Here is a 26,561-nt window from a genome sequence, read left to right as displayed (position 1 = left end):
CGTGCCCTCCCCCTCCGAAAGGACGACGTCATGACCGACACGATCGCGAACCTCCTCGAGGAGACCGCCGCTTCCCCGCCCGAGTCGTTCGCCGCGCAGGCGGGCGTGGGCGCGGACGAGTCGCGCGAGGCGGCCGCCGATCCGGTCGCGTTCTGGGAGGAGGCCGCCCGGCGCCTCGACTGGGCCGAGCCGTGGACGACCGCGCACGCCTGGGAGCCCGCGCTGCCACGGGCCGACGGCACCCTCTCGGTGCCCCGCGCGACCTGGTTCGAGGGCGGTCGCCTGAACGTCGCGGTGAACTGCGTCGACCGCCACGTCGACGCCGGGCGCGGCGACAAGGCGGCCCTGCACTTCGAGGGTGAGCGCGGCGACCGCCGCACCTGACCTGCTCCGACCTGCAGCGCGAGGTCTCGAAGGCCGCGAACGCCCTGACGGCGCTGGGCGTCGGGAAGGGCGACCGCGTCGTCGTGTACCTCCCGGTGATCCCCGAGACCGTCGTGATCACCCTCGCGATCGCCCGCATCGGGCGATCCGCTCCCTCGTCTTCGGCGGCTTCTCGGCCGAGGCGGTCCGGTTCCGCGTGGAGGACACCCGGGCGAAGCTGCTCGTCACGACCGACGGCCAGTTCCGCCGCGGGGCGGCCGTTCCGGTCAAGGCGAACGCCGACCACGCCGTCGCGGGCGTCGAGTCGATCGAGCACGTGCTGGTCGTCCGACGCACCGGCGACGAGACGCCCGACCTGCCCTGGACTCCCGGCCGCGACGTCTGGTGGCACGACGTCGTGACACCGCGAGCGAGGTCCACGAGGCCGAGGCCTTCGACTCCGAGACGCCGCTGTTCATCATCTATACCTCGGGCACGACCAGGAAGCCCAAGGGCCTCGTGCACACCAGCGGCGGCTACCTCACGCAGAGCGTCGTGGACGCACTGGGCCCTCTTCGACGCGAAGCCCGACGACGTGCACTGGTGCACGGCCGACCTCGCCTGGGTGACCGCGCACCTACGAGATCTACGGTCCGCTCTCGAACGGACCGACGCAGGTGATCTACGAGGCACGCCGAACACCCCGCACACGGCGCGGCACTTCGAGATCATCGAGCGCTACGGAGTGACCGTCTACTACGGCTCCACCCTCATCCGCACGCTGATGACCTGGTTCCCCGAGGGGGTGCCCGCGCAGTACGACCTGTCGAGCCTGCGACTGCTCGGCGCGGTCGGCGAGTCGATCAGCCCCGAGGCGTGGGTGTGGTTCCACGAGCGGATCGGCGGCGGACGCTGCCCGATCGTCGACACGTGGTGGCAGTCCGAGACCGGGGCGGCCGTGATGTGCCCGCTGCCGGGCGTCTCGACGCTCAAGCCCGGATCCTCGCTCGGTGCGCTGCCGGGGCTCCGCGACGCTCGTCGTCGACGACGCGGGGCAGCGGGTGCCGAACGGGTCGGGCGGCTACCTCGTCGTCGACCGCACCGGGCCGGCGCTCGCGCGCACCGTCTGGGGAACCCGGAGCGGTACCGCGACTCTACTGGGCGCGCTTCGCCGAGCAGGGCTACTTCTTCTCGGGCGACGGCGCGAAGTACGACGCCGACGGCGACATCTGGGTGCTGGGGCGCGTGGACGACGTGATCAACGTGTCCGGCCACCGGCTGTCGGCGATCGAGATCGAATCGGCGCTCGTCGCGCACCCGGCCGTCGGAGAAGCGGGGGTCGTCGCGGGTCGAGGACGCCACGACCGGTCAGGCGATCGCGGCCTTCGTGATCCCCTCCGACGAGGCGGTCGATCGGGCGCAGGACGACCCCGCCTACTGGAACGGGCTCGCCTCGGACCTCTCGAACGTGCTGCGCGAGCGCGTCGCGACGGCGATCGGGCCGATCGCGAAGCCGCGCGACGTGGTGATCGTGCCGGACCTGCCGAAGACCCGCTCGGGCAAGATCATGCGGCGCCTGCTCGGCGACATCCGCGACGGACGGGCCCTGGGCGATGTGACGAGCCTGCAGGACGACACGGTGCCCGAGCGGATCGCGCGGATCGTCGCGGCGCGCGGCTGAGGGGGACGCGGGGCGTCGCGCACAGGGAGCGCGTCCGCGAGTGGTCGCGGAACGCGGTCCGCGGTACTGCGGAGCCCGACTCGCGGCGACTCGAGGACGCGCGCCGCGCCGAGTCGATACGCCCCCTGCGGCGGCTACTCGACCAGCAGAGGCGGGTCGAACACTCCGGGTCGGCTCGGAACTCCGGACGGGCGGCGGCATCGGGAGTAGCGTGAAGCCGTGCGTGACCTCCAGCAGCAGATCATCTCCGAGCTCCACGTCTCCCCCACCGTCGATCCGGCCGTCGAGGTCGAACGGCGCGTCGACTTCCTCGCCGACTACCTCCGCCACACCGGCGCCAAGGGCCTCGTGCTCGGCATCAGCGGCGGGCAGGACTCGGGCCTGGCCGGCCGGCTCTGCCAGCTCGCCGTCGAGCAGGTGCGCGCGGGCGGAGGCGACGCCTCCTTCATCGCGGTGCGCCTGCCCTACCGGGTCCAGGCCGACGAGGAGGACGCGCAGCTCGCGCTGTCCTTCATCCGTCCGGACCGGCAGGTGACCTTCGACATCCACCAGGGCGTCGACGGCATCGCCGCGGCCTTCGGCGACGCGGTCGGCGAGCCGATCTCGGACTTCGTGAAGGGCAACGTCAAGGCCCGCGCGCGCATGATCGCGCAGTACGCGATCGCCGGGCAGGCGGGCATGCTCGTCGTCGGCACTGACCACGCGGCCGAGGCCGTGACCGGCTTCTTCACGAAGTTCGGCGACGGCGGAGCCGACGTCCTCCCGCTGACGGGCCTCACCAAGCGCCAGGGCCGCTCCCTCCTCGAGCACCTCGACGCCCCCGCGCGCCTGTACGAGAAGGCGCCGACGGCCGACCTCCTCGATGAGAACCCCGGGCAGACCGACGAGTCGAACCTGGGACTCGTCTACGCCGATCTCGACGAGGTACCTCGAAGGCGGAGACGTCGATCCCGCCGTCGCCGAGGCGATCGAGGCGCGCTACGCCGCCACCGAGCACAAGCGGCGGGTGCCGCTCTCGATGTTCGACGACTGGTGGCGCGCCTCCGAGACGTACACGCCCGGCAGCGGCTGACTCCCGAGACGCCCCCGACCGATCGGGGGCGGCTCGCCCGTTCAGGCCATCGCGACCCGGTCGAGCCAGGCCCCGCTGACCTTCGCGCTCTCGGCCGGGGGCATGCTCGCCCGGTCGACCTCGACGATGATCCAGCCGCCGAAGTCCTCGGGCAGCGCCGCGAGCCACGCCGTCGAGGTCGATGCCGCCGAGCCCGGGCTCGAGGAAGATCCCGGCGTCGGTCGCGCGGTCGTAGGCCGTGGGCACGGCCCGGCTCGACTTCCGCGATGCCCAGGTGCAGGTCCTTCACGTGCAGATCGACGAGGCGATCGGAGTGGCGCTCGAGGATCGCGATCGGGTCGATGCCCGCCCAGACGAGGTGGCCGATGTCGAACGAGGCGCCCAGCAGGTCGGCGTCGATCGCGCCGAGGACGCGGTCGATCTCGTACTCGGTCTCGACCCACGTGCCCACGTGGTTGTGCAGGCCGCGTGCACCCCTCCGCACGCAGCACCTCCGCCGCCTCGCCCAGGATCTCGATGACGCGGTCCAGCCGGCCCTCGTCGAAGACGGCTCCGACCGCCACCGCCTCGCGAGTGCGCACGACGCCCGGCTCGAAGCTCACCTCGGGGGCGAGGAAGACCGTGTCGAGGCCGACGTAGTTCGACTCCTCGGCCTTGCGCCGCACTCCGTCGAACCAGTGGATCCACTCCGCCGAGCCGCGGGCGAACTTCCGGCCGGAGTCCTCCGGCAGCGCGACGGAGGCGTAGCCGGGGGCGAGCGCGAGCCCCGACTCCTCGATCATGCGGGCGTAGTCCTGCAGCGTCTGCGTCGAGAGCACCTCGAGCATGGTCGCCCCGAAGCCCGCCTCGCGGATCTCGCGGAGCACGTCCGGGTACTCGGCACGGAAGTGCGGATCGGCGAACCGCCAGAGCGACTCGCTCGACGGGTCGGTCGGATCAGCCGACGTTGATCCACTGGATGGCGTTGAGCGCGAACTGGGAGCGGCGGAGCACGGCGGTCCTCTTTCCTGAAGCGGTGGTGCGGTCGGTCAGTCGGCGGCGCGGGCGTTGTAGACGAGGACGGAGCCCTCGTCGACGTGGGCGCGGTAGGCGTGGAAGACGGCGAGCGCCTCGTCGCGGAGCACGCCGTCGACGACCTCGATGCCGCGCCTCGAAGGCGGCGGCCCAGTCCTCGCGCATGGGGCCCTCGTCGAACGTCGTGATCTCCTCGAGCTCGGGGCCCGACCCCGCGACGACGAGACGGCGCACGCCCGACCACAGCGTGGCTCCGTAGCACTGCACGCACTGGGCGCCAGTTGACGACGAGCTCGTGCGCGGGCTGCCCCTCGCCGCCGAGGTCCCAGGCGCCGATCGCGGTCTGGGCGAGGCCGAGGGCGGTGACCTCCGCGTGCCCGGAGGAGACTCCCGCTCGCGAGGACGACGCGATTCACTCCGACCGAGACGAGGCGGCCGGATCGTCGCTCGACGACGATCGCGGCGAACGGGCCGCCGTTGCCCTCGCGGAAGTTGCGGTCGGCGAGCGCGTGCACCAGGGCCATGCGGTCCTCGCGCTCGGGCAGGACCTCGGGGACGTCGCGGAGGGCGTCCTCGATCCACGCCGGGCAGGGCGATCTCGTAGCGGGTGGCGAGCTGGTCCGATCTTCACGGGTCCTCCCACAGGAGGACAGGTTCGGGTGGAGTAGAGGGGTCAGACGCGGGCGGCGGCGAGCTCGGCGAGCACGGCCCGCGTCGCGCGGACGGCGGTGACCGTCCCCGTCAGCGTGGCATTGCAGACGACCGGGGTCGGGATCACTCCGTTGCCAGCGACGCAGAGGCCGTCGACGCCCCAGACGCGGCCGGACGGGTCGCAGACGCTCGTCCCGTCGTCCACGGCTTGCTCCCGAGCGGACGGTGCCGGTGAGGTGCGGCGAGGAGCCGGGAGCGAGCACCGCGCTCTCGGTCAGCGGGTCGAAGAACCCGAAGCGCTCGGCGATGTCGCGGATCCGCTCCTGCGCCGCCGCGATCCGGCTCGCGGTCGCGGTCGCTGTACTCGAACTCGACGCGGAGCCGGGGCAGACCGGTCACGTCGGTCTCCTCCTCCGAGAACACGAGCCGGTTCTCGGAGCGCGATTCGACCGGCGTGTAGAACGAGCAGCCCGACCGAGTAGGCGAACTGGGGGGGGGGGGGGGGGGGGGGGGGGGGGGGGTGCTCCTCGTCGATGAAGACGGTGTTCATGATCTGCCCCGTGGAACGGCTGGTCCTCGCCGTTCTGCGGCAGCCGAGAGCGAGATCGACGGCGAACTCGCCCTCGCGCAGGCGCGGGAGCGACTCCGGGGTCAGACCGAAGCGCTCGAGGTCCATCACGACCCGGCCGGTGACGAAGGCGTGCTCGTTGAGGTGCCGGCCGAGCGCCGCCGGCCGGATGCCCGACGCGAACAGCAGCTGGGGAGTGCGCACCACGTCGGCGCAGACGATCACCGGTGCGCGCCTCGATGTCGTACTCGCGGCCCGTGGCCGTCTCGCGCACGCGGACTCCGACGGCGCGATCGCCGTCGCGGAGGATCGCGATCGCCAGGGTGCCGGGACGCAGCTCGAACGCCTCGTCGCCGCCGTGCGCGATCGGCGGGAAGATCCGGCTGGGGCCGGTGCGCAGCAGGGGGCCGGAGGGGTTGCCGGCGACGTGGCCATCGGCATCGGCCGGGGGTGGCGCCCGTCGGCGCTGATCGCGCCGAACGCCGTCCTCCGAGCACGTCCAGCACGATGCGTCCCGGAGCGGTCCGGACCCAGCGGGGAGTCGTGCACGTCGAGCAGCTCGCGCGCCCGGGCGAGGTCCTCCTCACTGCACCGGGTCGCCGCCGTCGAAGACCTCGTCACCGGCCGGCTGCAGAGGTCCGCCGCCGTCCAGTTGCACGCCCATGCCGCCGACGTTCCACGACACCGCGGTCGCGGGCATCGCGGCTGCGTCCTCGCCCATCGCCGAGAGGTTGTACATGCCGGGCGCGACCGAGCGGAAGCTCGTCGGTGATGTCCGGAGTGACGTCGGCGCCGGTGTACATGCCCTGCACCCCGGTCGCCACGCTGTCCCTGGTTGTAGCGGCTCCAGATCTCGGGCTCCTCGCTGTCGTGCAGGTGCAGTCCGGGGACGGAGCCGACGGCCAGGCCGCCGTCGATCATCAGGAGGCGGACGGCGGGGTCCCGGCGTCGCGCAGCCCCCGGGCGATCGCGGCCCCCATGATGCCGCTGCCGACGAGCAGGACGTCGACGGGGGTGGTGGTCTCGGGCATGGTGCTCCTGTCGTGCCGCGCGGCGGCGGCGCGGGTGAGGGGAAGAAGAGGGGTCAGTCGGCCGTGGCGGCCAGGGCCGGACCGAAGAACTCGGCGTCCATGCAGGTCCAGCACGGACTTGACGGCGCCGATCAGCGGCGCGTCGGCCCCGAGCCCGTCGAGCGGACGGACACGTCGAGGGTGCGCAGCCGGCGCATCGCCTCGGCCACGCTGCCCGGAGCAGCAGGTCGTCCGCATCCTCCAGCCCGCCGCCGAGGACGAACAGATCGGGCGACACCGTCCAGGCCCAGGGTCGAGAGCAGTTCGGCGAGGTGCGCGGCGAAGGCGTCCGAGCTCCCGCAACGCGACCGAGGTCGCCGGCGCGCGCCGCCTCCACGGCCCGCGAGAGCCGCCTCCCGGTCGCTGCGCCGAGGCGAGGTCAGACGGCCGAGGCGGAGTGTCCTCCATCCGGCTCGCCCCCATCGCGCCGGCCTCGACCACCTCGCCCGCCGCTCCGCCGAAGCCGCGGTGCACGGAGCCGCCGATTGACCAGGCCGATGCCGGTGCGGTTGCCGAGAAGATGCACCAGGCCGACGTGGGGGCGTCGGACGACACCCCTCGCCAGCGCTCGGCGAGCGCCGCGAGGTTGGCGTCGTTGTCGGCGAAGACCGGCACGCCCAGCCGCGCCGACACGGCGTCGGCCAGGGCGAACCCGTTCCACCGCTCGGAGTTGACGAGTCGGCTGACGACGCCGTCCTCGTCGATCGCGCCACCCGCGGCGATCGCACCCGCGCGGATCCGCTCGCGCCGGACGCCCGACTCGGCGACCGCGGCCTCGACCGCGAGGACGGCGTCCTCGACGGCGGCCTCGGGCCGAGTGGTAGTCGCGCAGGGCCCGCATCGACCGGCCGAGGATCCGGCCGCGGATGTCGCAGACGACCGCGGTGGCGAAGATCCCGTGTCGATGCGGACCGCTGCGACGAGCGCGCGGTCGGCGCGGAAGCGGAGAAGGTGCGCGGCGGGCGGCCGACGTCCGATCGCGCCGGGTCGGGCGCCGTCTCGTCCACCCAGCCCGCGGCGGACAGGCCCGCGAGGATCAGCTCGACCGTGCGGCGCGACAGGGCGACTTCGCGCACCAGGACCGCCGTGGTCACCGGCGCGTCGTGCTCGGCGAGCGCGCGCAGCACGACTCCGGAGTTGAGGCGGCGGAGGGTGCTCGGGTCGACTCCGGCCCTCATGCGCGGACATCCGCGAGGAGGGGAAGCACGTCGTCGAAGCGCCCGGGCACGACAGAAGGGGGCGATGTCGTAGACGCGGACCGCGTCTCCCGCGACTCCGCTCGCCGACGGCCAGTGCGGATCCTCGCCGCGGACGAAGGCGACGAGCTCGGCGTGCATCACGTCGGCGAGCGCCTGCGGAGGAACCGCTCCCAGCACGCGCTCGGCGCCCTCGGCGTCGAGGTGGTCGAAGAGGAACGGCAGATCGAGGCGGTGCGCGGCGCCGCCGACCGCCGGCGAGACCCAGTCGAAGGAGTACGGCCAGGTGGGCGCAGGAGCCGCGGTTGCGCGCGGCCTGCAGGACCGCCCGGCGGAACAGCAGGTCGGTGGCGCGCGAGGGGTGCGCCCCTCCGCGCGCTCGATGCGCGGGCTGTCCAGCTCGTCGGCGGTCGCCCCGATCCGGGAGCGGCGTGTCGCGGCCGGCGTGCGCGGTCGCCTCCGCCACCGGGAGCGGGAGCAGCGCGTCGCCCCAGACGGGCGCGAGCACGATCGAGTGCGCGGACCCGGGCATCATCGTCAGCGCGACCGTCTCGGACAGGCCGTCGCGGTCGAGCGAGGCGAGCCCCACGGCGGTCGGCGGGACGCCGAGGAGTGGGCGAACGCCGCGAGCTGCTCCTCCGCCTCCGCGAGCGGCACGCTGCGGTCGGTCGGCGAGATCGCGACGGCGCGGGCGAACAGGGGCTGCGCCTCCGCGCAGCCGAGGAGGGTCAGGACCGCGCCGCCCCCGGCGGACTGCCCGGCGATCGTCACCCGATCGGGGTCACCGCCGAAGGACGCGATGTTCACCCGGACCCAGCGCAGCGCCTGCAGCCAGTCGCGGACACCGCGGTTGGCGTCGCCGTCGACCACGCCGAAGCCGTCGACGCCGAGCCGGTAGGACGCGGTCACGACGATCACGCCGTCCCGCGCGAAGGCCGAACCCTCGTGCCAGTCGCGGAGGCGGCTCCGGTCACGTATCCGCCGCCGTGCAGGTAGACCAGCACGGGGAGGGCGTCGGCGCCGAGCGGGGCGAACACGTTGACGCTCAGCGAGTCCTCGCCGGGGATCGAGTGCTCGGGGATCGTCCTGAACTCGAACGGCCGGCCCCGCTGCGGGGTCGCTCCGTAGCTCGAGGCGTCGAACGGCGCCGTGAAGGCGGCTCAGGGCTCGGGCGGGGTGAAGCGGCGCGCACCCGTCGGCGCCTCGGCGAACGGCACCCCGAGGAACCGGGCGACGCCCCCCGCCGCCCGTCCGACGACGGCTCCGCAAGCGGCCTCGACCACGATCTCCACGCCCGACGCTCCGCTCACTTCATCCCCGTCGCGACGATACCCTGCACGAAGTAACGCTGCAGGAGCAGGAAGAGCACCAGAACCGGCAGCATCACGACGACCGCGCCGGCCAGCACGAGCCCGTAGTCGGTCACGTTCTGGGCCGCCTGCCGCGTCGCCGCGAGCCCGACGGGGAGCGTGTAGGTCGAGGCGTCCTGCGCGACCAGGAGCGGCCAGATGAAGTTGTTCCACGCGGCGAGGAACGACATGATCGTCACCGTCGCGAGAGCAGGTCGGCCAGCAGCAGGAACACCTGCGCGAAGATCCGCAGCTCGCTCGCCCCGTCGATCCGCGCGGCCTCGAGCAGCTCCTCCGGGATGCTCTCGGCGAACTGGCGGACGATGAAGATCGAGATCGGCAGCACGAGCGAGGGCAGCGCGATGCCGGCCAGGGTGTTCACGAGCCCCGGGCGCACCGTGACGACGAACTGCGGCACGAAGACCGCCGAGAACGGCATCATCAGCGAGATCAGCACCGCGGCCATCGCGAACCGCTTCCCGGCGAAGTCGAGCTTCGCGAGGGCGTAGCCGGCGGCGGCCGCGGCCACGACGTTACCCGCCACCACGACGCCGGCGACGACGAGGCTGTTGGCGAGGTAGCCGCTGAAGCCCGCCTGCGAGAACAGGCGCGCGAAGTTGTCGAGCGTCACCGCCGACGGGAGCCAAGCGCCGGGGTCCGCGCTGATGTCGGCCGTGGTGCGGAGCGACCCGGAGATCACCCAGACGAAGGAGCAGGGTGATCGCCGCGAGAACGGCGAGCACCGGATAGAGCACGAGGTGCCGTCGGCGCTCGGCGATCGCGCGCGTGGTGGTCTCGCGGGCCGGCGGACGCGGTGCGGCGGGCGGCGGGGCGACGGGCGGACGAGCGGCGGTGGTGGTCAGCGAGCGGGACCTCAGCAGACGGAACTGCAGCGCGCTGACGAGCGCGACGATGAGCAGGAGCAGGAAGGACGCCGCCGACGAGACACCGATGTTGCCGAAGCCGAACTGGCGGTAGGTGTACAGCGCCATCGACTCCGTGGAGCCGACCGGACCGCCGCCCGTGAGCAGGTACGGCTCGTCGAACACCTGGAGGAAGAAGACCGAGAGCAGCACCGAGATGAGCAGGGTCGTGGGCATCAGCAGCGGCACGGTGATCGAGACCAGGCGGCGCCAGGGGGTCGCGCCGTCGAGCGAGGCGGCCTCGTGGACGATCCTCGGGGACCGACTGGAGCCCCGCGAGGAACAGGAGCATCGCGGTGCCGAAGTTGCGCCAGACGCCCAGCAGGATCACGACGGGCATGGCGAGCTGCTCGTCGCCGAGCCAGTTGGGCCCCGCGAAGCCGATCGCTCCGAGCACCTCGTTGACGGTGCCGTTCTGGTTGAACGCGTACTGCCAGATCAGCGCCACCGAGACGATGTTGGTGACGACCGGAGCGTAGAAGAGCGCCCGGAACACACCGCGCAGCCGCCGGATGCCCGAGTTCAGCGCCAGGGCCAGCACGAAGCCCACCATCATCGTCAGCGGCACCCCGATCACGACGAAGTAGAGGGTGTTGAGCACCGAGCGGAGGAACGCGCCGTCGCCGAGGAGGACCGCGTAGTTCTCGGGCCCGTGAAGTCGACTCCGAACGGCTGCTGCAGATCGGTGCCGCGGATGTCGGTGAGGCTCATGCCGACGGAGGCGAGCACCAGGACCGCCGTGAACACCGCGAAGATCACGGCGAACGGCGCGAGGAAGAGCCAGGCGATGCCGGAGTGGCGTCCGTGGCGGGAGCGGCGCTCGCGCAGCGCCTCGCCGTGGACCGGCCGGCGAGGGCGGTCAGAGCCACGGATCACTCCGTGCCGATCGAGTCGGCCTGGCGCTGGACGGCCTTCAGAGCGTCGGCGGCCGATTCGTTGCCGCGGGCGACCTTCTCCATCTCCTGGCCGAGCAGTGTCGAGACCTGCGTCCACGTGGAGACGGCGGGCAGCGGCTCGACGTTCTGCAGCTGCTCGAAGAACGCGTCGAGCAGGGGCTGGTCGGCGATCGCCGGGTCCTGCCAGGCGTCGACCACGGCGGGCATGCTGCCGGCGGCCTCGTACTGCGCGATCTGGGTGTCCTGCTCGGCGGTGGCCCGCACGACCTTCCAGGCCGAGGCGGCGTTGTCGGAGGAGGCGGTCACGCCCCAGCTGCCGCCCGCGAGCTGACCGGACGCGTTGTCGGGGCCGGCGGGGAGCACGGCGGTGCCGATGTGCTCCTCGGTCCAGCCCTCCTGCTCGGCGGTGGTGTCGAGCGTCGCGACGACCCACGGGCCGCTGATCATCGATCCCGTCTTCCCCGACACCAGGTAGGGCTGCGCGTCGAGGAACTGCGGGGTGTCGGGCGAGGAGATGCCGTCGGCGAAGACGGAGGCGTTGTACTCGGCGGCCGCGAGCATCTCGGGGGTGTCGATCGTCCACTCCGAGCCGTCCTCGCTCAGGAGGTCGGCGCCGGCCTGGTGCGCGAAGGTCGCGAGGGTCTGGCCGTTGTAGGTGTCCCAGCCGACGTCGGCGCCGAATCCGCTCTCGGCGCCGCCTGCCCTGGAGGCCCTCGAAGAACGGGATCGCCTCGTCCCACGTCGACGGCACGCTCACTCCGCCGGCCTCCGCGAGATCGGAGCGGTAGATGAGGACGCGCGTGTAGGCGTACCAGGGCACCGAGTAGGTCGTGCCGTCGTGCTCGCCCGCCTCCCACGAGCCCTCGAAGAAGCTGTCGGAGTCGACGAGGCCGTCGGGCACCGGCGCGAAGGCGTCGGACGCGAGGAACTGCGTCTGCGCCTCCGTGTAGAACGCGATGTCAGGGGCGGTGCCGGCGGCGACCGCCGTCTGCAGCTTGGTGTTGTACTCGTCGGAGGGGACCAGCGTGATCTCGAGGTCGAGGTCCGGATTCTCGGCCGTGTAGTCGGCGAGCACCGCGTCGAGCTGGGTGGCGTCGCCGTCGGGGGCCCAGAGGGTGACGGTGCCGGTGGCGGCGGAGTCGTCGACGGTGGTGTCGGCGGCGGCTCGGTGTCGGCCGAGCGGCCGCATCCGGTGAGGGCGAGTGCCGCGACGACGGTGCCGGCGAGGGCGAGGCGGGAGGTGCGGGGCGGTGCGGGCGGTGCGCTTCATGGAGGCTCCTGGAGTCCGGGCGCTTTTCGCTACTTTGTAGCGGAAGTGGGCGCAGGGCGAGGTGGTGCGGAGGAGGTGCGGGGGTCGCTCGCTCCGGTTCGGTCCGGATTGTGCCGACGTTGTAGCAGAAGTGCGTCGGGCGAGACCCGGTCGGTGCAGGGTCGAGAACGAACCTAGGCCCCGGCTGCTTTCGAGCGGATTACCTTCGCGGCACGCTCTCGTTGCAGGGTGAGCGCCACCTCGAGCGCGGCGGCCTGTGCGGCCCAGAAGCGCTTCGCCACTCCGGTGCGGCGGAACAGGGCGTCGAAGCCGTGGAACGCACCCTGCGCGATCTCGAGCTCGCAGGGCACCCCGGCCGCGCGGAGGCGCTCGGCGTAGCGGACGTCCTCGTTGTGGAAGAGGTCGAGGAGCCGACGCCGATCCAGGCGGGCGGGAGGCCGGCGAGGTCGTCGCGTCGGGCGGGGGCGGCGTAGGGCGAGACGTGCGCGCCGCCGGGCTCGGTGCCGAGGTAGGAGGTCCAGCCGAAGCGGTTGCTGCCGGGGGTCCAGACGCGCACGCCCCGGGAAGTCGGGCCGGGACGGGTCACCGTGCGGTCGTCGAGCATCGGGTAGACGAGGAGCTGGAAGGCGGGCTGCGCTCCTCCGCGGTCGTGGGCGAGCAGGGTCGCGCCGGCGGCGAGGCCTCCACCGGCGCGCTGGCCCCGCCGATCGCGATGCGGGCCGGATCGACACCGCGCTCGTCCGCGTGCTCCACGAGCCAGCGGAACGCGGCGACGACATCCTCGAGCGCGGCCGGGGCGGGGTGGGCCGGCGAGAGTCGGTAGTCGATGGAGAGGACGCTGATGCCCAGGGTGCGGGCGAACGCGATGTTCGAGGACTCGTCCTGGAGGTGGCTGCCCAGGACCATGCCGCCGCCGTGGACCCAGACGAGGGCGGGGAGCGGCGCCGCGCAGGATGCGGGGGCGGTAGCTGCGCGCGCGGATCGAAGGCGCGCCGTCAGCACCTGGGATCCCGAGGTCCTCGACGAGGAGGTCGGCCGGCGCCTCCCGCCCGCCGCCTCGCGCCGAGTGTGGCGAGGCGGAGCAGGCGCGGGCCGAGCGAGACGGGCGGGATCCAGCGGCCGAGTGCGAGATCCGGGTGGAAGGGGGACGCCGTCGCGGCGGCGCGGGCTGACGCGGTCATGCGCGGGGAGGCTACTCCCTCCGTCGGCGCGGACGCCCCTCTCCCCCACTACGGGCGGACCAGCGTCTTGATCGCGCGGCGCTCGTCCATCGCGGCGTACGCCTCCGCGATCTCCTCGAGCGGGAGCTCGAGGTCGAAGACCAGGCCGGGCTCGATCGCACCGCTGAGGACGTCCGGGAGCAGCTCCTCCATGTAGCCGCGGACAGGGGCGACTCCGCCGTTCACGCCCACGTTCGAGCCGAACATCTGGCGGACGGGCAGCTCCGGGCCGCCGTTCGGGACACCGACGTACCCGACCATGCCGCCGGGGCGGGCCGGGTCGAGCGCCTGCTGCATCGACTCCTTGGTGCCGACGCACTCGAGCACGCAGTCGGCGCCGATGCCGCCGGTGAGCTCCTTCACGCGAGCCACTCCCTCGTCTCCGCGCGTCTCGACGATGTGGGTGGCTCCGAAGCGGGTGGCGAGATTCTGCCGGGACTCGTGGCGCGACATCGCGATGATCGTGGTGGCGCCGAGCCGCTTGGCGGCGAGCACGGCGCAGAGGCCGACCGCTCCGTCGCCCACGACCGCGACGGTCGAGCCCTCGGTCACGCCGGCCGAGACTGCCGCGTGGTGGCCGGTGCCCATGACGTCGGCCAGGGTCAGCAGGCTCGGGATGAGCGCCGGGTCGGGGTCGGTGCCGACCTTGAAGAGCGTGCCGTCGGCCAGCGGGACGCGGACCTTCTCGCCCTGCGCGCCGTCGGCGAAGCCCTCGTCGCCGACCTCGGAGCCCCACCAGCCGCCGGTGAGGCACGAGGTCGAGACGCCGTTGGCGCAGTTGGCGCAGGTGCCGTCGCAGACGTAGAACGGAGCGATCACGAAGTCACCGACGGAGATGTCGCGCACGTCGTCGCCGACCGACTCGACGACGCCGACGAACTCGTGGCCGATGCGGTGCGCCTCCTTCGTGGGAGTGACACCGCGGTAGGGCCAGAGGTCGGAGCCGCACACGCAGGCCGCGGTCACGCGGACGATCGCGTCACGGCCGGTCGAGAGGGTCGGCTCGGGCACGTCCTCGACTCGGACGTCGCGCTCGCCGTGGATGAGTGTTGCTCGCATGAGGGATCTCCTGCTCGAGAAGTGGGGTGGGGTCGTCTCCACGCTACGCCCGGGTGCGCGCGCGGGAGGCGGCGCGGGGCGGGGGCTTGCACGGGCGTGCGGAACGGGGCACGGAGGAGACGGGGCATGGAGGAGAGGCGCCGAGGCGCAGCCGCCCCGCTCGTCAGGGCGGCCGTCAGGGCGGCGCCTCCGCCCAGCCGTCGCGCCCGACGATCACGTGCGCCAGGAACCCGAGGCCGCACGCTCGGGCTCCCTCGGCGAGCACGCGGGTGGCTGCGCGGTCGGAGGGGAGCACGGTCGCGTCGCCGGAGTGGCTGTGCGCGAGTGCGACGCCGGCGGCTCCGCGGGAGAGGACCTCGGCCAGGACCGCGGGCACGGGGAGATCGGCGTGGGAGGCGCCTCCGTCGGCCAGGGCGAGGACGTCGCGCACCGCCCCGGAGGCGTCGAGCGCGACGGCGAGCACGGTCTCGTCGGGCCGCGCGCTCAGCAGGGGGCCCACGAGAGCGGCGAGCTCGGCGGCGGTGGTGACGCGCGGCGCCCGGTGCGCGCGGTTCATCCGCCGGCGCAGCTCGAAGGACGCGACGATGCGGCACGCCGCGACCTCGCCGATGCCGCGCTGCCGGGCGAGATCGACGACTCCGGCCCGCGCGACCGCGTCGATGCCGCCGAACCGGGCGAGCAGCTGCTGCGCGACGACGGTGGCGTTCGCCCCGCGGATGCCGTTGCCGATCAGGACGGCCAGGGTCTCTGCGTCGGTCAGCGCCGCCGGGCCGTGCGCGCGCAGCCGCTCGCGTGGGCGCTGCTCGGGAGCGAGGTCGGCCATGCGCGGAGCCGGTGGAGGGAGGGACACGGCGGCGACGGTACCGGTGCGGCCGGGGCCGCGAGGGCCGCTCCCCCGACGCTGTGGACGACTTCGCGGCCCCTCCCCTCTGTGGAGGAGCCTCCGCCGGCAGCCGCGCGCTCGGAGTCCGCAGAAATCGTCGTACTCGAGCTCGAGTACGACGACTTCCGCGGAGTGGAGCCGCCCTACGCCGCAGCCGGCAGCCCGGCGCTCACCACGAGGCCCTCGCCGTCGTCCGAGACGTCGACCAGCACCACGTCGCCGTCGCGGATCGAGCCGTCCAGCAGAGCGGTCGCGAGCTGGTCGTCGATCTCGTGCTGCATCAGTCGGCGCAGCGGCCGGGCGCCGTACTGCGGGTCGTAGCCGCGCTCGGCCAGCCACCCGCGGGCGCTGGGCGTGACGGCCAGGTCGAGCCGTCGCTCCGACAGCCGGCGCGACAGCCGGTCGACGTACAGCGACACGATCTCGCCCAGCTCGGTCTCGTCCAGCGTCCGGAAGATCACGATGTCATCGAGGCGGTTCACGAACTCGGGCTTGAAGGCCTGGCGCACCATCTGCTGCACCGCCTCCTCCTTCTGCTCGATCGACAGCGTCGGATCGACGAGGTACTGCGAGCCGAGGTTCGAGGTGAGGATCAGGATCGGGTTGCGGAAGTCGACCGTCCGCCCCTGCCCGTCGGTGAGGCGGCCGTCGTCGAGGACCTGCAGCAGCACGTCGAAGACCTCGGGGTGCGCCTTCTCGATCTCGTCGAGCAGCACCACCGAGTACGGGCGCCGCCGCACCGCCTCCGTCAGCTGGCCGCCCTGCTCGTAGCCGATGTAGCCGGGAGGGGCGCCGACCAGGCGCGGAGACGGCGAACTTCTCGCCGTACTCCGACATGTCGATGCGCACCAGCGCCTTCTCGTCGTCGAAGAGATGGTCGGCGAGCGCCTTCGCGAGCTCGGTCTTGCCGACACCGGTCGGGCCGAGGAAGAGGAACGAGCCGGTGGGCCGGTCGGGGTCCGAGATGCCCGCGCGGGTGCGGCGCACCGCGTCCGACACGGCCGACACGGCCCGCTCCTGCCCGATCAGGCGGCGGTGCAGCTCGCGCTCGAGGTGCAGCAGCTTCTCGGTCTCGCCCTGCATCAGCCGGCCGACGGGGATCCCCGTCCAGGCGGCGATCACGGCCGCGATGTCGTCGGAGGTGACCTGCTCGTTGACCATGCGGCCCTCTGCCGGCTCCTCCTCCTTCTCGGCGGCGGCGAGGTCGCGCTCGATCACGGGGATGTCGCCGTAGAGCAGCCGCGAGGCGCGCTCGAGCCGGCCCTCGCGCTGGGCGCGCTCGGCCTCGATCCGCAAGGCGTCGAGCTTGTTCTTGAGGTCGCCGACGCGGTTGAGGGAGGCGCGCTCGCGCTCCCACCGCTTCTGCAGCTCCTCGAGCTGGGCGCCGCGCCGCGCGAGGTCCTCGCGCAGCTTCTCGAGCCGCGCCTTCGAGGCCTCGTCCTTCTCCTTCTTCAGCGCGAGCTCCTCGAGCTTCAGCCGGTCGACGGAGCGGCGCAGCTCGTCGATCTCGACGGGAGCGGAGTCGATCTCCATCCGCAGCCGCGACGCGGCCTTCGTCGATGAGGTCGATGGCCTTGTCCGGCAGCTGACGCGCGGTGATGTAGCGGCTCGGGCGCGAGGCGGCGGCGACCAGGGCGGAGTCGGCGATGGCGACCTTGTGGTGCGCCTCGTAGCGCTCCTTCAGGCCGCGGAGGATCGCGACCGTGTCCTCGACGCTCGGCTCACCGACGAACACCTGCTGGAAGCGGCGCTCGAGTGCGGCGTCCTTCTCGATGTACTCGCGGTACTCGTCGAGGGTCGTGGCGCCGATCATCCGCAGCTCGCCGCGCGCGAGCATGGGCTTGAGCATGTTGGCGGCCGCGACCGAGCCGTCGCCGCCTCCCGCGCCCATGAGCGTGTGCAGCTCGTCGATGAACGTGATGATGCGGCCGTCGGAGTCGTTGATCTCCTTCAGGACCGCCTTCAGCCGCTCCTCGAACTCGCCGCGGTACTTGGCGCCCGCGATGAGGGCGGACAGGTCGAGGCTGACGAGGCGCTTGCCCTTGAGGCTGTCGGCGACGTCGCCGGCGACGATGCGCTGGGCGAGCCCCTCGACGACGGCGGTCTTGCCGACGCCGGGCTCGCCGATGAGCACAGGGTTGTTCTTGGTGCGCCGGGTCAGCACCTGGCTGACGCGGCGGATCTCGGCGTCGCGGCCGATCACCGGATCGAGCTTGCCGCTCGCAGCGATCGCGGTGAGGTCGACTCCGTACTGCTCGAGGGCGGACTGCTGCTCGTCCTGCTGGGGCGTGCGACCGGCCTGCATCTGGGGTGTCCTCCTGATGATCGAGAGTTGAGTTCGATTGACTCAGCTTTACCGCGGGGCGGTGTATTCCCGAAGGGCCTCAGGCGGTGAGACGACCGTCGTCGAGCTCGCGGAGGGACGAGGGCGTTCCGCAGCATCCTGCGCAGAGCGGGCTCGCCCACTCCGGTGAGCGCCGCGATCTCGGCTTGGGAGTACTCGCCCCGCGACGGCCAGGAGCAGCAGCTCCCGGTCGGGGCAGGCGAGCGCGAGCAGGCCCTCGCCGAGGGGGGCGTCGAGCGATCGCGCGGGAGGAGCCGAGGGTCTCGCAGAGCACCTCGAGCAGCCAGAGCACCGGGGTCCGGGAGCCGGCCCCTTCGGCCGAGCGCCGCCAGACCTCGGCGAAGGCCTCGGTGCAGAGCCGGTCGCGCGTCGCCGGATCGGAGTGGACGGCGGCGATCGAGGCCGAGAAGAGACCGCTGAAGCGGTCGAACAGCTCGGCGAACGCGGCCCGGTCGCCGGTGGCGGCGGAGCGCAGCAGGCGCGCGGCCGAGATCCCGACCGAGTAGACCCCGATCGCGACCTCGTCGTCGGTCCCTGCGCTCACAGGCTCAGCGTGTCACCGCGACGGTGACCGTGTCACCAGTTGCGCGGAGGCTGCCGAGGAGTAGGACCGGTCAGAGGCGCGGCCAGCGCGCCCGCGCGAAGCAGTACACGCCGTAGGCGATGAGTCCGAGGGCGACGAAGCCGAGCAGGAAGACTCCGAACGGCAGCTCGGTCAGAGACTTCCAGCGCCTCGTCGAGTCCGCCCGCCTGCTCCGGGTCGTGCCGGACGGCGGCGACGATCAGCAGCACGCCCAGTGCTCCCAGCACGATGCCCTTGGCGGTGTAGCCGACGATGCCGAGCCAGGTGACGACGGTGCCGGCCGTGCCGCCGGGCTCCGCGATGTTCTCGAGGAACTTCTTCGACACACCCCGGTAGACGAACACGCCGCCGACCGCGAGGACGGCCACGCCGACCAGCACGAGCAGCACCACGCCGCCCGGAGCCGCCAGGACCTGCGCGCTCGCGCTCTTCGAGGACTCCGACGAGTTCGCCCCGTCGCCCATCGCGAAGCGGAGCGCGGTGACGCCGAGCGCCGCGTAGACGACGGCCTTCGCCGCCTCCTTGAGCCTGCTGCCCCACTTCTTCAGCTCGGTGTCGCCCTTGACGACGAGGAACGCCTCGAGGATCCCCCACAGCGCCAGTCCGAAGAGTCCGATCGTGCAGACCCAGAGCACGACGGTTCCGCCCGGAGTCGACGAGAGCGCGCCGAGCGCGCCCGACTGGTCCGCCGAGCCTCCTCCGCCCTGGGCGACTCCGAGGGCGATCACTCCGATCAGGATGTGCACGAGCCCGTTCGCCGCGTAGCCGAACCGGGCGAGCGTGCGCACCGCCGTCGAGTCCTGCGCGTCGTCCGCTGCCTGCTTGGCCTGGTTGCCACTCGGTGTATTCACAGGATGGACGGTACGCGTTTCCACAGGTCCCCACAGCCCCTTGCACAGGCGCGCCGCGGTTCTGCGAGATCCGGAGCGGGTTCTCCCCACCCTTGTCCACAGTTCTCCACAGGGTTGTCCACAGCTGTGGATTCCCTAGAACGACTAGCGGGCCGGTGGACGCGAGAGCGCCGTCGCCAGCACAGCCTGACGCGGGATCGTGGTCACCCGGGCCTGGCGGAGCGGCTACACGTCGACCGCGCGGACGAGGCCGTCCTGCACAGCGCCGAGCCAGTCGTAGACGCTGAGGATGGCGGCGGCGTTCTCGTCGGCGGGCTCGAGGCCGTCGTCGGAGTCGAGGATGCCGAGTCGTGCGGCGAGCGCCAGCCTCATGTCGGTGAGCGCGCGCATCCACGAGAGCGCCTGCCGCTCCTCGAGGCGCACCGAGACCTCGCCCAGCCCTGCGAAGACACCGCGGTGAGCGGAGTCGTCCCCCGCGTCGAGCGCCGCAGCCACCGCCCGCGCGTCGTCCATCTTGCGGCCGGCGAGGTCGGGAGCGGTGAAGCGGCCGGAACTCGGCCGCGGCCTCGGCGTCGTCACGGTAGGCGTCGGGGAGCAGCCGGGCGAGCGCCGGATCGCTCCGCGCTTGGTCGTCGTCGGCACTGCGGTCCAGGAGCTCGAGCATCTCGCCGGCGAGGTGGCGGAGGATCCCGGCCTCTTCGCGATCGAAGCGGGCGACAGCGGCTCCGGAGGCGTCGCGACGGAACGCGCGCATCAGCGGGGGCCGATCGCGGGGCGGGGAAGGGGGTGGGGGCGTCCGCGGGCGTCATCGGGGGCGCAGTCCGCACGGCGCTGTTCACGCGTCGGCCTTCTGCAGCGTCGCCCACAGGCCGTAGCCGTGCATCGCTTCCACGTGCCGCTCCATCTCCTCGCGGTTGCCGGTCGCGACCACCGCACGACCCTCCGTGTGCACCTGCAGCATCAGCCGCTCCGCCTCGGCGCGCCCGAAACCGAAGTAGCTGCGGAAGACGAACGAGACGTACGACATGAGGTTCACCGGGTCGTCCCAGACGAGCACGATCCACGGGACGTCGGCGGCGGAGCGGGTCCGCAGCCGCTCGTCGGGGCGCTCGATGGTCTCAGGCACGTGTCCAGCCTAGGTCGGGGCCGGGCCGCGAGGCGCGGCCCGCGCCTCCGCGGAAGCCGCCGCTTCGCGCGCAGAAGTCACCATCGAGTCCGCAGAAGTCGTCGTACTCGCGCTCGAGTACGACGACTTTCGCGTAGTCGAGCCGCCGAGCCGTCAGTTTCCCAGAAGTTGCGGGAAGCGCGAGCGGTCACCGCAACTTCTCCGAGGAGCGCGGGCTGCAGGAGGCCGTAGCCGTCGGGCCGGAGTGTGGCGCCGCCGAGTCCGCAGAAGTTGTCGTACTCAGGCTCGAGTACGACAACTTTCGCGGAGTCGAGGAACGAAGCGACTCCGGAGACGGCGCACGAGCATTCGAGTCCGCAGAAGTCGTCGTACTCGCGCTCGAGTGCGACGACTATTGCGGAGTGGAGCCGGCCGAGCCGTCGACTCTCCAGAAGCTGCGGGAAGCGCGAGCGGTCACCGCAACTTCTGGAGGAGGGAGGAGGGAGGCGCGGGCGCCGACTCAGGACGACAGGCGCGGCAGGACCTCGCGGGCGAACAGGTCGAGGTGCTCGAGGTCGTGCAGGTCCATGATCTGCAGGTACACGCGCTCGACGCCCGACTCGCGCAGCGACTCCAGGCGGTCCACCGCCTCCTGCACGCCGCCCGCGATGCCGTGCTCGCGCAGCTCGGCCGGCTCGCGCCCGACGGCCGCGGCCCGGCGCGCGAACTCCGCCTCGGACGATCCTGCGACCGCGATCAGCGCGACGGAGTGCACCAACGACGACGGCTCGCGCCCGATGGCGCGGCACGCCTCGTCGACGCGGTCGAAGGAGCCGCGGATCGAGTCGAACTCGGGGAACGGTGCAGGCTGAACTCGCTGGCGAAGCGGGCCGCGAGGCGCGGGGTGCGCTTCGGGCCTCCTCCGCCCACGATCACCGGGACGGGCAGCCGCGCGGGCTTGGGCAGCGCCGGCGAGTCGGTGAGCGTGTAGTGCTCGCCCGTGAACGAGTAGCGCTCGCCGACCGGGGTCGACCAGAGGCCGGTGACGATCTCGAGCTGCTCCTCGAGCAGGTCGAAGCGGCGGGGCGGGAAGGGAATGCCGTACGCGGCGTGCTCCTTCTCGAACCAGCCGGTGCCGAGTCCGAGCTCGACGCGTCCGCCCGACATGGCGTCGACCTGGGCGACCTGGATCGCGAGGATCCCCGGCGGGCGGTAGGTGACGGAGGAGACCAGCGTGCCGAGCGCGATCCGCTCGGTCTCGCGGGCGAGGCCGGCGAGCGAGGTCCAGGCGTCGGAGGGTCCGGGGCCCGGATCGCCCTCGCCCATGCGGAGGTAGTGGTCGGAGCGGAAGAAGCCGTCGAAGCCGAGGGCCTCGGTCGCCTGGGCGACGGCGAGGAGGTCCTCGTAGCTCGCGCCCTCCTGGGGTTCGGTGAAGACTCTGAACTGCATTGCTCCAGCCTTGCGCACGTCCGCGGCCGAGTGGGGCGTCCGCGCACCGAGTCGCGGCCTGACGCAGTGCGCAACCGAGGTCCGGAGGGCCGCGGCGGCCCTCCCGGTGCCCTTCTCCGGATCCTGACCTCGGTTGCGAACACCCGCCGCGTCCGATCCCGTGCCACGGTGACTCCATGTCACGACTCGACGCCGCCGCCACCGCCCACGTCGCCGCGATGCGGCACCCGCGCCACGAGCAGATCGGGCGCGTACGCGAGGCGGTGCTGTCGGCGGATCCGCGGCTCGTCGAATCGGTGAAGTGGAACGCGCCCAGCTATGCGATCGGCGAGCACCTGGTCACGCTGCGCCTGCGGCCGGGCGACCGGGTCGAGGTCGTGCTGCACCGCGGAGTCGCGGCGCGCGCGGACGACGTCGCACCGGTGCTCGACGACGACCGGGTCCAATGGCGTGCGGCGGACCGGGCGGTGCGCGCGCTCGAGGCGGACGAGGACCCGGCCCTCCTCGTGCCGCTCGTGCGGCAGTGGCTGGCGGCGGTCGCTCCGCACTGAGCCGCACGCGGGCCCGCACGCCTCGCGCCCCGCTCCCCCACTCCCAGCTCTCCCGCCCTCCGCGCACCTCCGCGCCGGATCCGCAAGTCCGTGTTTCCAGCCCTGTTCGGGCGTCACGATGACAGGGATGAGCATTCCTCGGAAGCCGCCGTGGACGATCGTGTCCGCCGGGAGTTCGGCGTGCCGATCACCGCGCTCGAGCCGGTGACGGGCGGCCTCGACGACCGCGCCCGCGTCTGGTGCGCAGTCGACGACTCCGGAGCCCTGTGGAGCGTGAAGGCGAGCCGCCGTGACGGGCGCTTCGGGCTGTCGCTGGCCGCATCCCTCGCCGAGGCCGGGGTCCCGGGCGTCATCGCCCCCCTGCGCGCCGCCGACGGCCGTCCCTGGAGCGAGGACGACGGCGTGCTCGTGTCGGTCGCCCCGTGGATCCTGGGCGAGGACGCCGTCGACTCCGGCCCCGATGCCCTCTCGTGGGAGGGGCTCGGCGTCGTGCTGCGCGCCGTGCACGACTCCGCTCCCCCGGCCGGCACCCCGGTCCGCCGCGGGATCCGCCGGGCCGGCGCGCCGCCGACGGCGCGTCTGGCAGGCCTCGACGAGCGGATGCGCGACGCCCCCGACGACGAGACCGCCCGGCTCTGGCGCGCCCACCGTCCGCGCCTGGAGGCGCTCGCCCGGAGCGGAGCGGCGCCTCAAGCGGGAGCGCACGCCGACCGCGCGCGTCCCGCTGCACGGCGATCCGCACCCCGGCAACGTGGTGATCGGCACCGACGGCAGCCCCTGGCTGATCGACTTCGACGAGGCGACGGTCGCCCCGCGCGAGGTCGACCTGCTGCTGATCGAGCTCGGCGTGATCTTCTCGCAGCCGATCACCGACGAGCAGCGCCGCTCGTTCCGCTCCGGGTACGGCGAGGCCGCCCTCGACGACGCCCGCATCGCCCGCTTCGGCTGCGTCCGCGCTGATCGAGGACGCGACCGCCACCGCCCACGCCGCCCTCGAATGCGACGCGCCCGCCGACCGTCGCGAGCTCGTCGAGTCGCTCGAGGGACAGCTCGGCCCGCACGGCCTCGTCTCGCTGGTCGAGCACGCGCTCGACCGCCTGGACCCCTGACCACCGCACGCACACCACTCCGCACACCCGCACCGCACCGCACACCACAGCAGAGGACACGATCATGACGACACGACGACTGATACCCACCGCCACCGTCCTGGCGGTCACCGCCGCCCTCACCGGCTGCAGCGGCTTCGGAGGAGGGGCGGCGGCGGATCTCGAGGCCGGCTCCCTCACCTTCACCACCTGGGCCAGCGAGTCGGAGGAGGCGGCCTTCGAGACCCTGATCGCCGACTTCGAGGCCGCGAACGACGGCGTCGACGTGCAGCTCAACGTCGTGCCCTACGACCAGATGTTCAGCAACATCGACGCGCAGCTGAGCTCGGGCGAGGCGCCCGACGTGTTCCGCGTCGACTACGGCAACCTCGGCGTCTACTCGAGCCAGGAGCAGCTGCTCGACGTGAGCGAGTACGTCTCGCAGGAGCAGATCGACGCGTTCACCCCCGCCTTCTGGGAGGCGGTCCCTTTCGAGGGCGTGCCCTACGGAGTCCCGCACCAGACCGACGTCTCGGCGCTGCTCGTCAACACCGAGCTGCTCGCCGCCGCGGGCATCACCGACGTGCCGACCACGCTCGACGAGGCCTGGACCTGGGAGGAGTTCGCCGACGTGGCCACCACGCTGCGCGCCTCCTCCCCGCCGAGCAGTACCCCTTCGTCTACAACTGGCAGCTCGGCGGTACCCCGCGCTGGCTGAGCTGGCTGTTCGAGGCCGACGGCGCCCTGCTCGAGGAGGACGGCACGACCCCCGCCATCGACTCCGCCGAGGGCGCGAAGGCGCTCGACTACACCAAGAGCTTCTTCGAGAACGGATGGGTGCCCCCGACCAGCTCGGTCAAGTCGGCCACCTACGCCGACTCCTTCTTCACGGAGGAGACCGTCGCGATGGCGTTCGCCGGCTCGTTCCTCGTGCCCGACATCGACGATCTCGCCGACTTCGACTGGGTCGCGACTCCGATGCCCGTCGACGAGCGCGGAGCCACCGACCTCGGCGGCAACGCGCTGGTCGCGACGGCCGAGACCGAGAACCCCGAGCTCGCCACCGACTTCCTGACGTTCATGACGGAGGCCGAGAACATGGCCGAGTTCTGCGCGGCGACCAACGAGCTGCCCACCCGCTCCGACATCGACCCCGCCTCGATCGAGTTCGCGGTGCGCCCGGACGTCATGCTCGTCTTCGTCGAGCAGGCCTCGACGATCACGCCGCGCGACGTGCAGCAGCTCACCTCGCCGTTCCTCGCGCAGATCTTCGGTCGCGATGCAGGACCAGCTCGAGCAGGCCTTCGTGAACGGCCGCAGCACCGAGGAGACGCTGGCCGATCTGTCCGACGCCATCGGGCAGGCGACCAGCTGATGACCACCGCCGCACTCCGCCGCCGGGAGGGCGCCCCGCGCCCGCTCGGCGGCGGTCGGCCGCCCGCACCCGCGAGGTGCTCACCGGCTACGGCTTCGTGGCGCCGAACATGCTGCTGATGGCGCTGTTCCTCTTCGTGCCGATCCTCTGGGCGGTCCAGCTCTCGTTCCAGGACTCGCGCGGCTTCGGCACGCCGGAGTGGGTCGGATTCGCGAACTACCTGCGGATGGGCGCGGATCCGGTCTTCTGGCAGAGCCTCGCGAACACGCTGCTCGTCACGGCCGTCACGGTGCCGCTCGAGCTGATCGGCGGGCTGGGCCTGGCCGTGCTGCTGAACTCGGTGCTGCCCGCGCGCGGTGTCTACCGCACGATCATCGTGCTGCCGCTGGTCATCTCCGGAGTCGCCTCCGGCATGATCGCGGTCACGATCTTCAGCGAGTCCTCGGGCATCGTCAACAAGGTGCTGACCTCGCTCGGCGCCTCGCCCGTGTCGTGGCAGTCCGAGGGCGGCCCGGCGATGGTCTCGGTGATGATCACCGCGATCTGGCTCCGGATCGGCTTCAACATGGTGATCTACATCGCCGGCCTGCAGAGCGTCTCGCCCGAGCTCTACGAGGCGGCGCGGATCGACGGAGCGACGCGCTGGCAGCAGTTCCGCGCACCGACGGTGCCGCTGGTCGGCCCGTCGACGTTCTTCCTGCTGATCATGAACGTGATCGCCTCGTTCCAGGTCTTCGACATCGTCTTCGTGATGACCGGCGGAGGACCGGGCTTCTCGACCTCGGTGCTCGGCACCTACGCGTACCGCAACGGCTTCCAGGTGCGCGAGCAGGGCTACGGAGCGGCGCTGGGCGTCGTGATCCTGCTCATCACGCTCGCCTTCACCTACGTCCAGTGGCGCACCAGCCCGCACCCGCGATCTCGTCGAATAGGACCCCCGATGACCTCCTCGACCCTCACTCAGATCGCCCCCGCGGTCGACGCGACGCGCACCGCCTCCGGTACTCGCCGTCGCCGCGGCGGCCGCGACGGCCTCCGCGCCGGCGTCGCCCTGCGCATCGTCGTCGCCGTGATCGCCTCGGCGATCGTCTTCTTCCCGCTCTACTGGATGCTCGTCATCGCGTTCTCGCCCCGCGGAGAGGTCTTCGCGCCGGGCCCGCCCCGGTTCTGGCCGAGCACCCTCAGCCTCGAGAACTTCGCCACCGTGTTCGAGCGGTTCCCGGTCGGCGACTGGTTCGTCAACTCCGTCGTGATCGGGGCCTTCGTGACGGCACTGACGGTGGTGGTGAACCTCACGGCGGGCTGGGCGTTCGCCCGGCTGCGCTTCCCGGGGCGCAACGCGCTGTTCCTCCCTGGCGCTGGCGACGATGATGATCCCGGTGCAGGCGATCATGGTCGCCCAGTTCCGGCTCGTCGCCGGCCTGCAGATCTACGGCACGTACTGGTCGGTGATCCTGCCGGGAGCCGCTGCGGCGTTCGGCATCTTCCTCGCCCGGCAGTTCTTCCTGTCGATCCCGGAGGAGCTGCTCGAGGCCGCGCGGATCGACGGAGCCGGTCAGCTGCGCGTCTTCCTGCAGGTGGTGCTGCTGTCTCAGCTCGCCCGCTGATCGCGGTGCTGGTGCTGCTGACGCTGCTCGGCTCGTGGAACGACTTCGCCTGGCCGCTGATCGCGCTCAAGGACAACGACCTGTTCACGCTGCCGATCGGGCTGCTCTACCTCAAGGGGCAGTCGACGCCGGACTACAGCGCGAGCATGGCGCTGGCCCTCGTGTCGGTGCTGCCGATGGTGGTGCTGTTCCTGGCGTTCCAGCGGTACTTCGTGCAGGGCTTCGCGCGCAGCGGGATCCGGTAGCGCCGTCGTTCCCGCCGGTCGACCAACTCCACAGGGGCGCCTCGGGCGGCGAAGCCGCGTTGCGTCTCGGCTGATCGTCAGCCTCGTTGGTCGAGTAGCAGCGCAGCGGCGTATCGAGACCCACGTCCGCCAGCAGATCCGCTGAGGA

26 protein-coding genes and 7 pseudogenes are annotated in these 26,561 nt (G+C 72.4%); 10 read left to right on the top strand and 23 right to left on the bottom strand.

The annotated features are described in order from the left end of the window. Positions 1-30: 30 nt before the first annotated feature. From AC0CII_RS16565 to nadE, 5 genes and pseudogenes are all read left to right on the top strand, one after another. Positions 31-384 (top strand): acetyl-coenzyme A synthetase N-terminal domain-containing protein, encoded by a 354-nt coding sequence (locus AC0CII_RS16565; protein ID WP_465230078.1) that lies wholly within the window; start codon positions 31-33, stop codon positions 382-384. Next, a complete protein-coding gene (locus tag AC0CII_RS16560) occupies positions 381-785 on the top strand; it encodes an AMP-binding protein (protein WP_465230965.1) in 405 nt (134 codons plus the stop codon). The genes AC0CII_RS16565 and AC0CII_RS16560 overlap by 4 nt, the downstream gene beginning before the upstream one ends. Further along, a pseudogene (locus AC0CII_RS16555) lies at positions 769-1,621 on the top strand (AMP-binding protein). The gene AC0CII_RS16560 and the pseudogene AC0CII_RS16555 overlap by 17 nt, the downstream one beginning before the upstream one ends. A gap of 129 nt (positions 1,622-1,750) precedes the next feature. Then, a complete protein-coding gene (locus AC0CII_RS16550) occupies positions 1,751-2,044 on the top strand; it encodes an AMP-binding enzyme (RefSeq protein WP_465230077.1) in 294 nt (97 codons plus the stop codon). A 219-nt stretch (positions 2,045-2,263) separates the two neighbouring features. After that, positions 2,264-3,116: pseudogene (gene nadE, locus AC0CII_RS16545) on the top strand (ammonia-dependent NAD(+) synthetase). A gap of 41 nt (positions 3,117-3,157) precedes the next feature. Here the strand turns inward: nadE and AC0CII_RS16540 are convergent. The 23 genes and pseudogenes from AC0CII_RS16540 to AC0CII_RS16430 form a co-directional block, all read right to left on the bottom strand. Beyond that, positions 3,158-3,982, bottom strand: coding sequence for a hypothetical protein (locus tag AC0CII_RS16540; protein WP_465230076.1), 825 nt, complete (start codon positions 3,980-3,982; stop codon positions 3,158-3,160). A gap of 162 nt (positions 3,983-4,144) precedes the next feature. Beyond that, positions 4,145-4,654, bottom strand: coding sequence for a hypothetical protein (locus tag AC0CII_RS16535; RefSeq protein WP_465230075.1), 510 nt, complete (start codon positions 4,652-4,654; stop codon positions 4,145-4,147). Between the two features lie 149 nt (positions 4,655-4,803). Next, positions 4,804-4,986 (bottom strand): GMC oxidoreductase, encoded by a 183-nt coding sequence (locus AC0CII_RS16530; protein ID WP_465230074.1) that lies wholly within the window; start codon positions 4,984-4,986, stop codon positions 4,804-4,806. Between the two features lie 69 nt (positions 4,987-5,055). Then, entirely contained in the window at positions 5,056-6,270 is a 1,215-nt protein-coding gene (locus AC0CII_RS16525; protein ID WP_465230073.1) for a hypothetical protein, read from the bottom strand. Then, positions 6,270-8,204 (bottom strand): ROK family protein, encoded by a 1,935-nt coding sequence (locus AC0CII_RS16520; protein ID WP_465230072.1) that lies wholly within the window; start codon positions 8,202-8,204, stop codon positions 6,270-6,272. The genes AC0CII_RS16525 and AC0CII_RS16520 overlap by 1 nt, the downstream gene beginning before the upstream one ends. Continuing rightward, on the bottom strand, positions 8,153-8,533 hold the full coding sequence (locus tag AC0CII_RS16515; RefSeq protein WP_465230071.1) for a carboxylesterase family protein: 381 nt from the start codon (positions 8,531-8,533) through the stop codon (positions 8,153-8,155). Before AC0CII_RS16515 ends, AC0CII_RS16520 begins: the two co-directional genes overlap by 52 nt. Beyond that, positions 8,530-8,898, bottom strand: a pseudogene (locus AC0CII_RS16510) (carboxylesterase family protein). The gene AC0CII_RS16515 and the pseudogene AC0CII_RS16510 overlap by 4 nt, the downstream one beginning before the upstream one ends. A gap of 23 nt (positions 8,899-8,921) precedes the next feature. Beyond that, a complete protein-coding gene (locus tag AC0CII_RS16505) occupies positions 8,922-9,155 on the bottom strand; it encodes a hypothetical protein (protein WP_465230070.1) in 234 nt (77 codons plus the stop codon). A gap of 5 nt (positions 9,156-9,160) precedes the next feature. After that, a complete protein-coding gene (locus tag AC0CII_RS16500; protein WP_465230069.1) occupies positions 9,161-9,664 on the bottom strand; it encodes a carbohydrate ABC transporter permease in 504 nt (167 codons plus the stop codon). 238 nt (positions 9,665-9,902) lie between these two features. After that, positions 9,903-10,091, bottom strand: a pseudogene (locus tag AC0CII_RS16495) (sugar ABC transporter permease); the annotation flags it as partial. A 369-nt stretch (positions 10,092-10,460) separates the two neighbouring features. Next, positions 10,461-12,053, bottom strand: a complete 1,593-nt coding sequence (locus AC0CII_RS16490; RefSeq protein ID WP_465230068.1) for an ABC transporter substrate-binding protein — start codon at positions 12,051-12,053, stop codon at positions 10,461-10,463. A gap of 199 nt (positions 12,054-12,252) precedes the next feature. Further along, positions 12,253-12,714 carry an alpha/beta hydrolase fold domain-containing protein gene (locus AC0CII_RS16485; RefSeq protein ID WP_465230964.1) on the bottom strand — a complete coding sequence of 154 codons (462 nt, stop codon included), beginning with the start codon at positions 12,712-12,714 and terminating at the stop codon, positions 12,253-12,255. After that, on the bottom strand, positions 12,636-13,055 hold the full coding sequence (locus AC0CII_RS16480) for an alpha/beta hydrolase (protein WP_465230067.1): 420 nt from the start codon (positions 13,053-13,055) through the stop codon (positions 12,636-12,638). The genes AC0CII_RS16485 and AC0CII_RS16480 overlap by 79 nt, the downstream gene beginning before the upstream one ends. Beyond that, positions 13,049-13,234 (bottom strand): hypothetical protein, encoded by a 186-nt coding sequence (locus AC0CII_RS16475; protein WP_465230066.1) that lies wholly within the window; start codon positions 13,232-13,234, stop codon positions 13,049-13,051. The genes AC0CII_RS16480 and AC0CII_RS16475 overlap by 7 nt, the downstream gene beginning before the upstream one ends. A gap of 48 nt (positions 13,235-13,282) precedes the next feature. Next, the gene (locus tag AC0CII_RS16470; protein WP_465230065.1) at positions 13,283-14,332 is read right to left on the bottom strand and encodes a zinc-dependent alcohol dehydrogenase family protein; all 1,050 of its coding nucleotides are present in this window, start codon (positions 14,330-14,332) and stop codon (positions 13,283-13,285) included. A 175-nt stretch (positions 14,333-14,507) separates the two neighbouring features. Then, on the bottom strand, positions 14,508-15,182 hold the full coding sequence (locus AC0CII_RS16465; RefSeq protein ID WP_465230064.1) for a JAB domain-containing protein: 675 nt from the start codon (positions 15,180-15,182) through the stop codon (positions 14,508-14,510). A 176-nt stretch (positions 15,183-15,358) separates the two neighbouring features. Then, a pseudogene (locus tag AC0CII_RS16460) lies at positions 15,359-17,520 on the bottom strand (ATP-dependent Clp protease ATP-binding subunit). Between the two features lie 79 nt (positions 17,521-17,599). Continuing rightward, a complete protein-coding gene (locus tag AC0CII_RS16455; RefSeq protein WP_465230063.1) occupies positions 17,600-18,103 on the bottom strand; it encodes a sigma-70 family RNA polymerase sigma factor in 504 nt (167 codons plus the stop codon). Positions 18,104-18,135: 32 nt separating this feature from the next. Further along, complete coding sequence (locus tag AC0CII_RS16450) at positions 18,136-18,993, bottom strand: DUF1206 domain-containing protein (RefSeq protein WP_465230062.1); 858 nt, start codon at positions 18,991-18,993, stop codon at positions 18,136-18,138. Positions 18,994-19,218: 225 nt separating this feature from the next. Then, positions 19,219-19,572, bottom strand: coding sequence for a DUF2017 family protein (locus AC0CII_RS16445; protein WP_465230963.1), 354 nt, complete (start codon positions 19,570-19,572; stop codon positions 19,219-19,221). A 28-nt stretch (positions 19,573-19,600) separates the two neighbouring features. Beyond that, positions 19,601-19,747, bottom strand: a pseudogene (locus AC0CII_RS16440) (DUF2017 family protein); the annotation flags it as partial. Positions 19,748-19,828: 81 nt separating this feature from the next. Continuing rightward, positions 19,829-20,119 (bottom strand): ATP-dependent Clp protease adapter ClpS, encoded by a 291-nt coding sequence (gene clpS / locus AC0CII_RS16435; RefSeq protein ID WP_465227071.1) that lies wholly within the window; start codon positions 20,117-20,119, stop codon positions 19,829-19,831. 499 nt (positions 20,120-20,618) lie between these two features. Then, positions 20,619-21,547, bottom strand: a pseudogene (locus tag AC0CII_RS16430) (LLM class F420-dependent oxidoreductase). Between the two features lie 176 nt (positions 21,548-21,723). On the opposite strand from AC0CII_RS16430, the gene AC0CII_RS16425 reads away from it, so the two are divergent. From AC0CII_RS16425 to AC0CII_RS16405, 5 genes are all read left to right on the top strand, one after another. After that, entirely contained in the window at positions 21,724-22,098 is a 375-nt protein-coding gene (locus tag AC0CII_RS16425; RefSeq protein ID WP_465227073.1) for a DUF1801 domain-containing protein, read from the top strand. A 460-nt stretch (positions 22,099-22,558) separates the two neighbouring features. Next, positions 22,559-23,275: a phosphotransferase family protein gene (locus AC0CII_RS16420; RefSeq protein WP_465230061.1), complete on the top strand. Its 717-nt coding sequence runs from the start codon at positions 22,559-22,561 to the stop codon at positions 23,273-23,275. Then, on the top strand, positions 23,272-23,904 hold the full coding sequence (locus AC0CII_RS16415) for an ABC transporter substrate-binding protein (protein ID WP_465230060.1): 633 nt from the start codon (positions 23,272-23,274) through the stop codon (positions 23,902-23,904). Before AC0CII_RS16420 ends, AC0CII_RS16415 begins: the two co-directional genes overlap by 4 nt. After that, complete coding sequence (locus AC0CII_RS16410; RefSeq protein WP_465230962.1) at positions 23,793-24,680, top strand: extracellular solute-binding protein; 888 nt, start codon at positions 23,793-23,795, stop codon at positions 24,678-24,680. The genes AC0CII_RS16415 and AC0CII_RS16410 overlap by 112 nt, the downstream gene beginning before the upstream one ends. After that, entirely contained in the window at positions 24,638-26,413 is a 1,776-nt protein-coding gene (locus AC0CII_RS16405) for an ABC transporter permease (RefSeq protein WP_465230059.1), read from the top strand. The genes AC0CII_RS16410 and AC0CII_RS16405 overlap by 43 nt, the downstream gene beginning before the upstream one ends. Positions 26,414-26,561 lie beyond the last annotated feature (148 nt).

This window comes from Rathayibacter sp. AC182, from assembly GCF_979253875.1.
The sequence above is the reverse complement of the archived record's forward strand: the minus strand, read 5'-3'. Positions and strand labels throughout refer to the sequence as shown.

Excerpts from the sequence above, each read along its gene's own strand:
- AC0CII_RS16420 (WP_465230061.1), top strand. The coding sequence starts at position 22,559 with ATGCCCTCTCGTGGGAGGGGCTCGGCGTCGTGCTGCGCGCCGTGCACG.
- AC0CII_RS16475 (WP_465230066.1), bottom strand. The coding sequence starts at position 13,234 with ATGACCGCGTCAGCCCGCGCCGCCGCGACGGCGTCCCCCTTCCACCCG.
- AC0CII_RS16415 (WP_465230060.1), top strand. The coding sequence starts at position 23,272 with ATGACGACACGACGACTGATACCCACCGCCACCGTCCTGGCGGTCACC.
- AC0CII_RS16490 (WP_465230068.1), bottom strand. The coding sequence starts at position 12,053 with ATGAAGCGCACCGCCCGCACCGCCCCGCACCTCCCGCCTCGCCCTCGC.
- AC0CII_RS16525 (WP_465230073.1), bottom strand. The coding sequence starts at position 6,270 with ATGATCGACGGCGGCCTGGCCGTCGGCTCCGTCCCCGGACTGCACCTG.
- AC0CII_RS16425 (WP_465227073.1), top strand. The coding sequence starts at position 21,724 with ATGTCACGACTCGACGCCGCCGCCACCGCCCACGTCGCCGCGATGCGG.
- AC0CII_RS16470 (WP_465230065.1), bottom strand. The coding sequence starts at position 14,332 with ATGCGAGCAACACTCATCCACGGCGAGCGCGACGTCCGAGTCGAGGAC.
- AC0CII_RS16505 (WP_465230070.1), bottom strand. The coding sequence starts at position 9,155 with ATGTCGTTCCTCGCCGCGTGGAACAACTTCATCTGGCCGCTCCTGGTC.
- AC0CII_RS16565 (WP_465230078.1), top strand. The coding sequence starts at position 31 with ATGACCGACACGATCGCGAACCTCCTCGAGGAGACCGCCGCTTCCCCG.
- AC0CII_RS16535 (WP_465230075.1), bottom strand. The coding sequence starts at position 4,654 with ATGGCCCTGGTGCACGCGCTCGCCGACCGCAACTTCCGCGAGGGCAAC.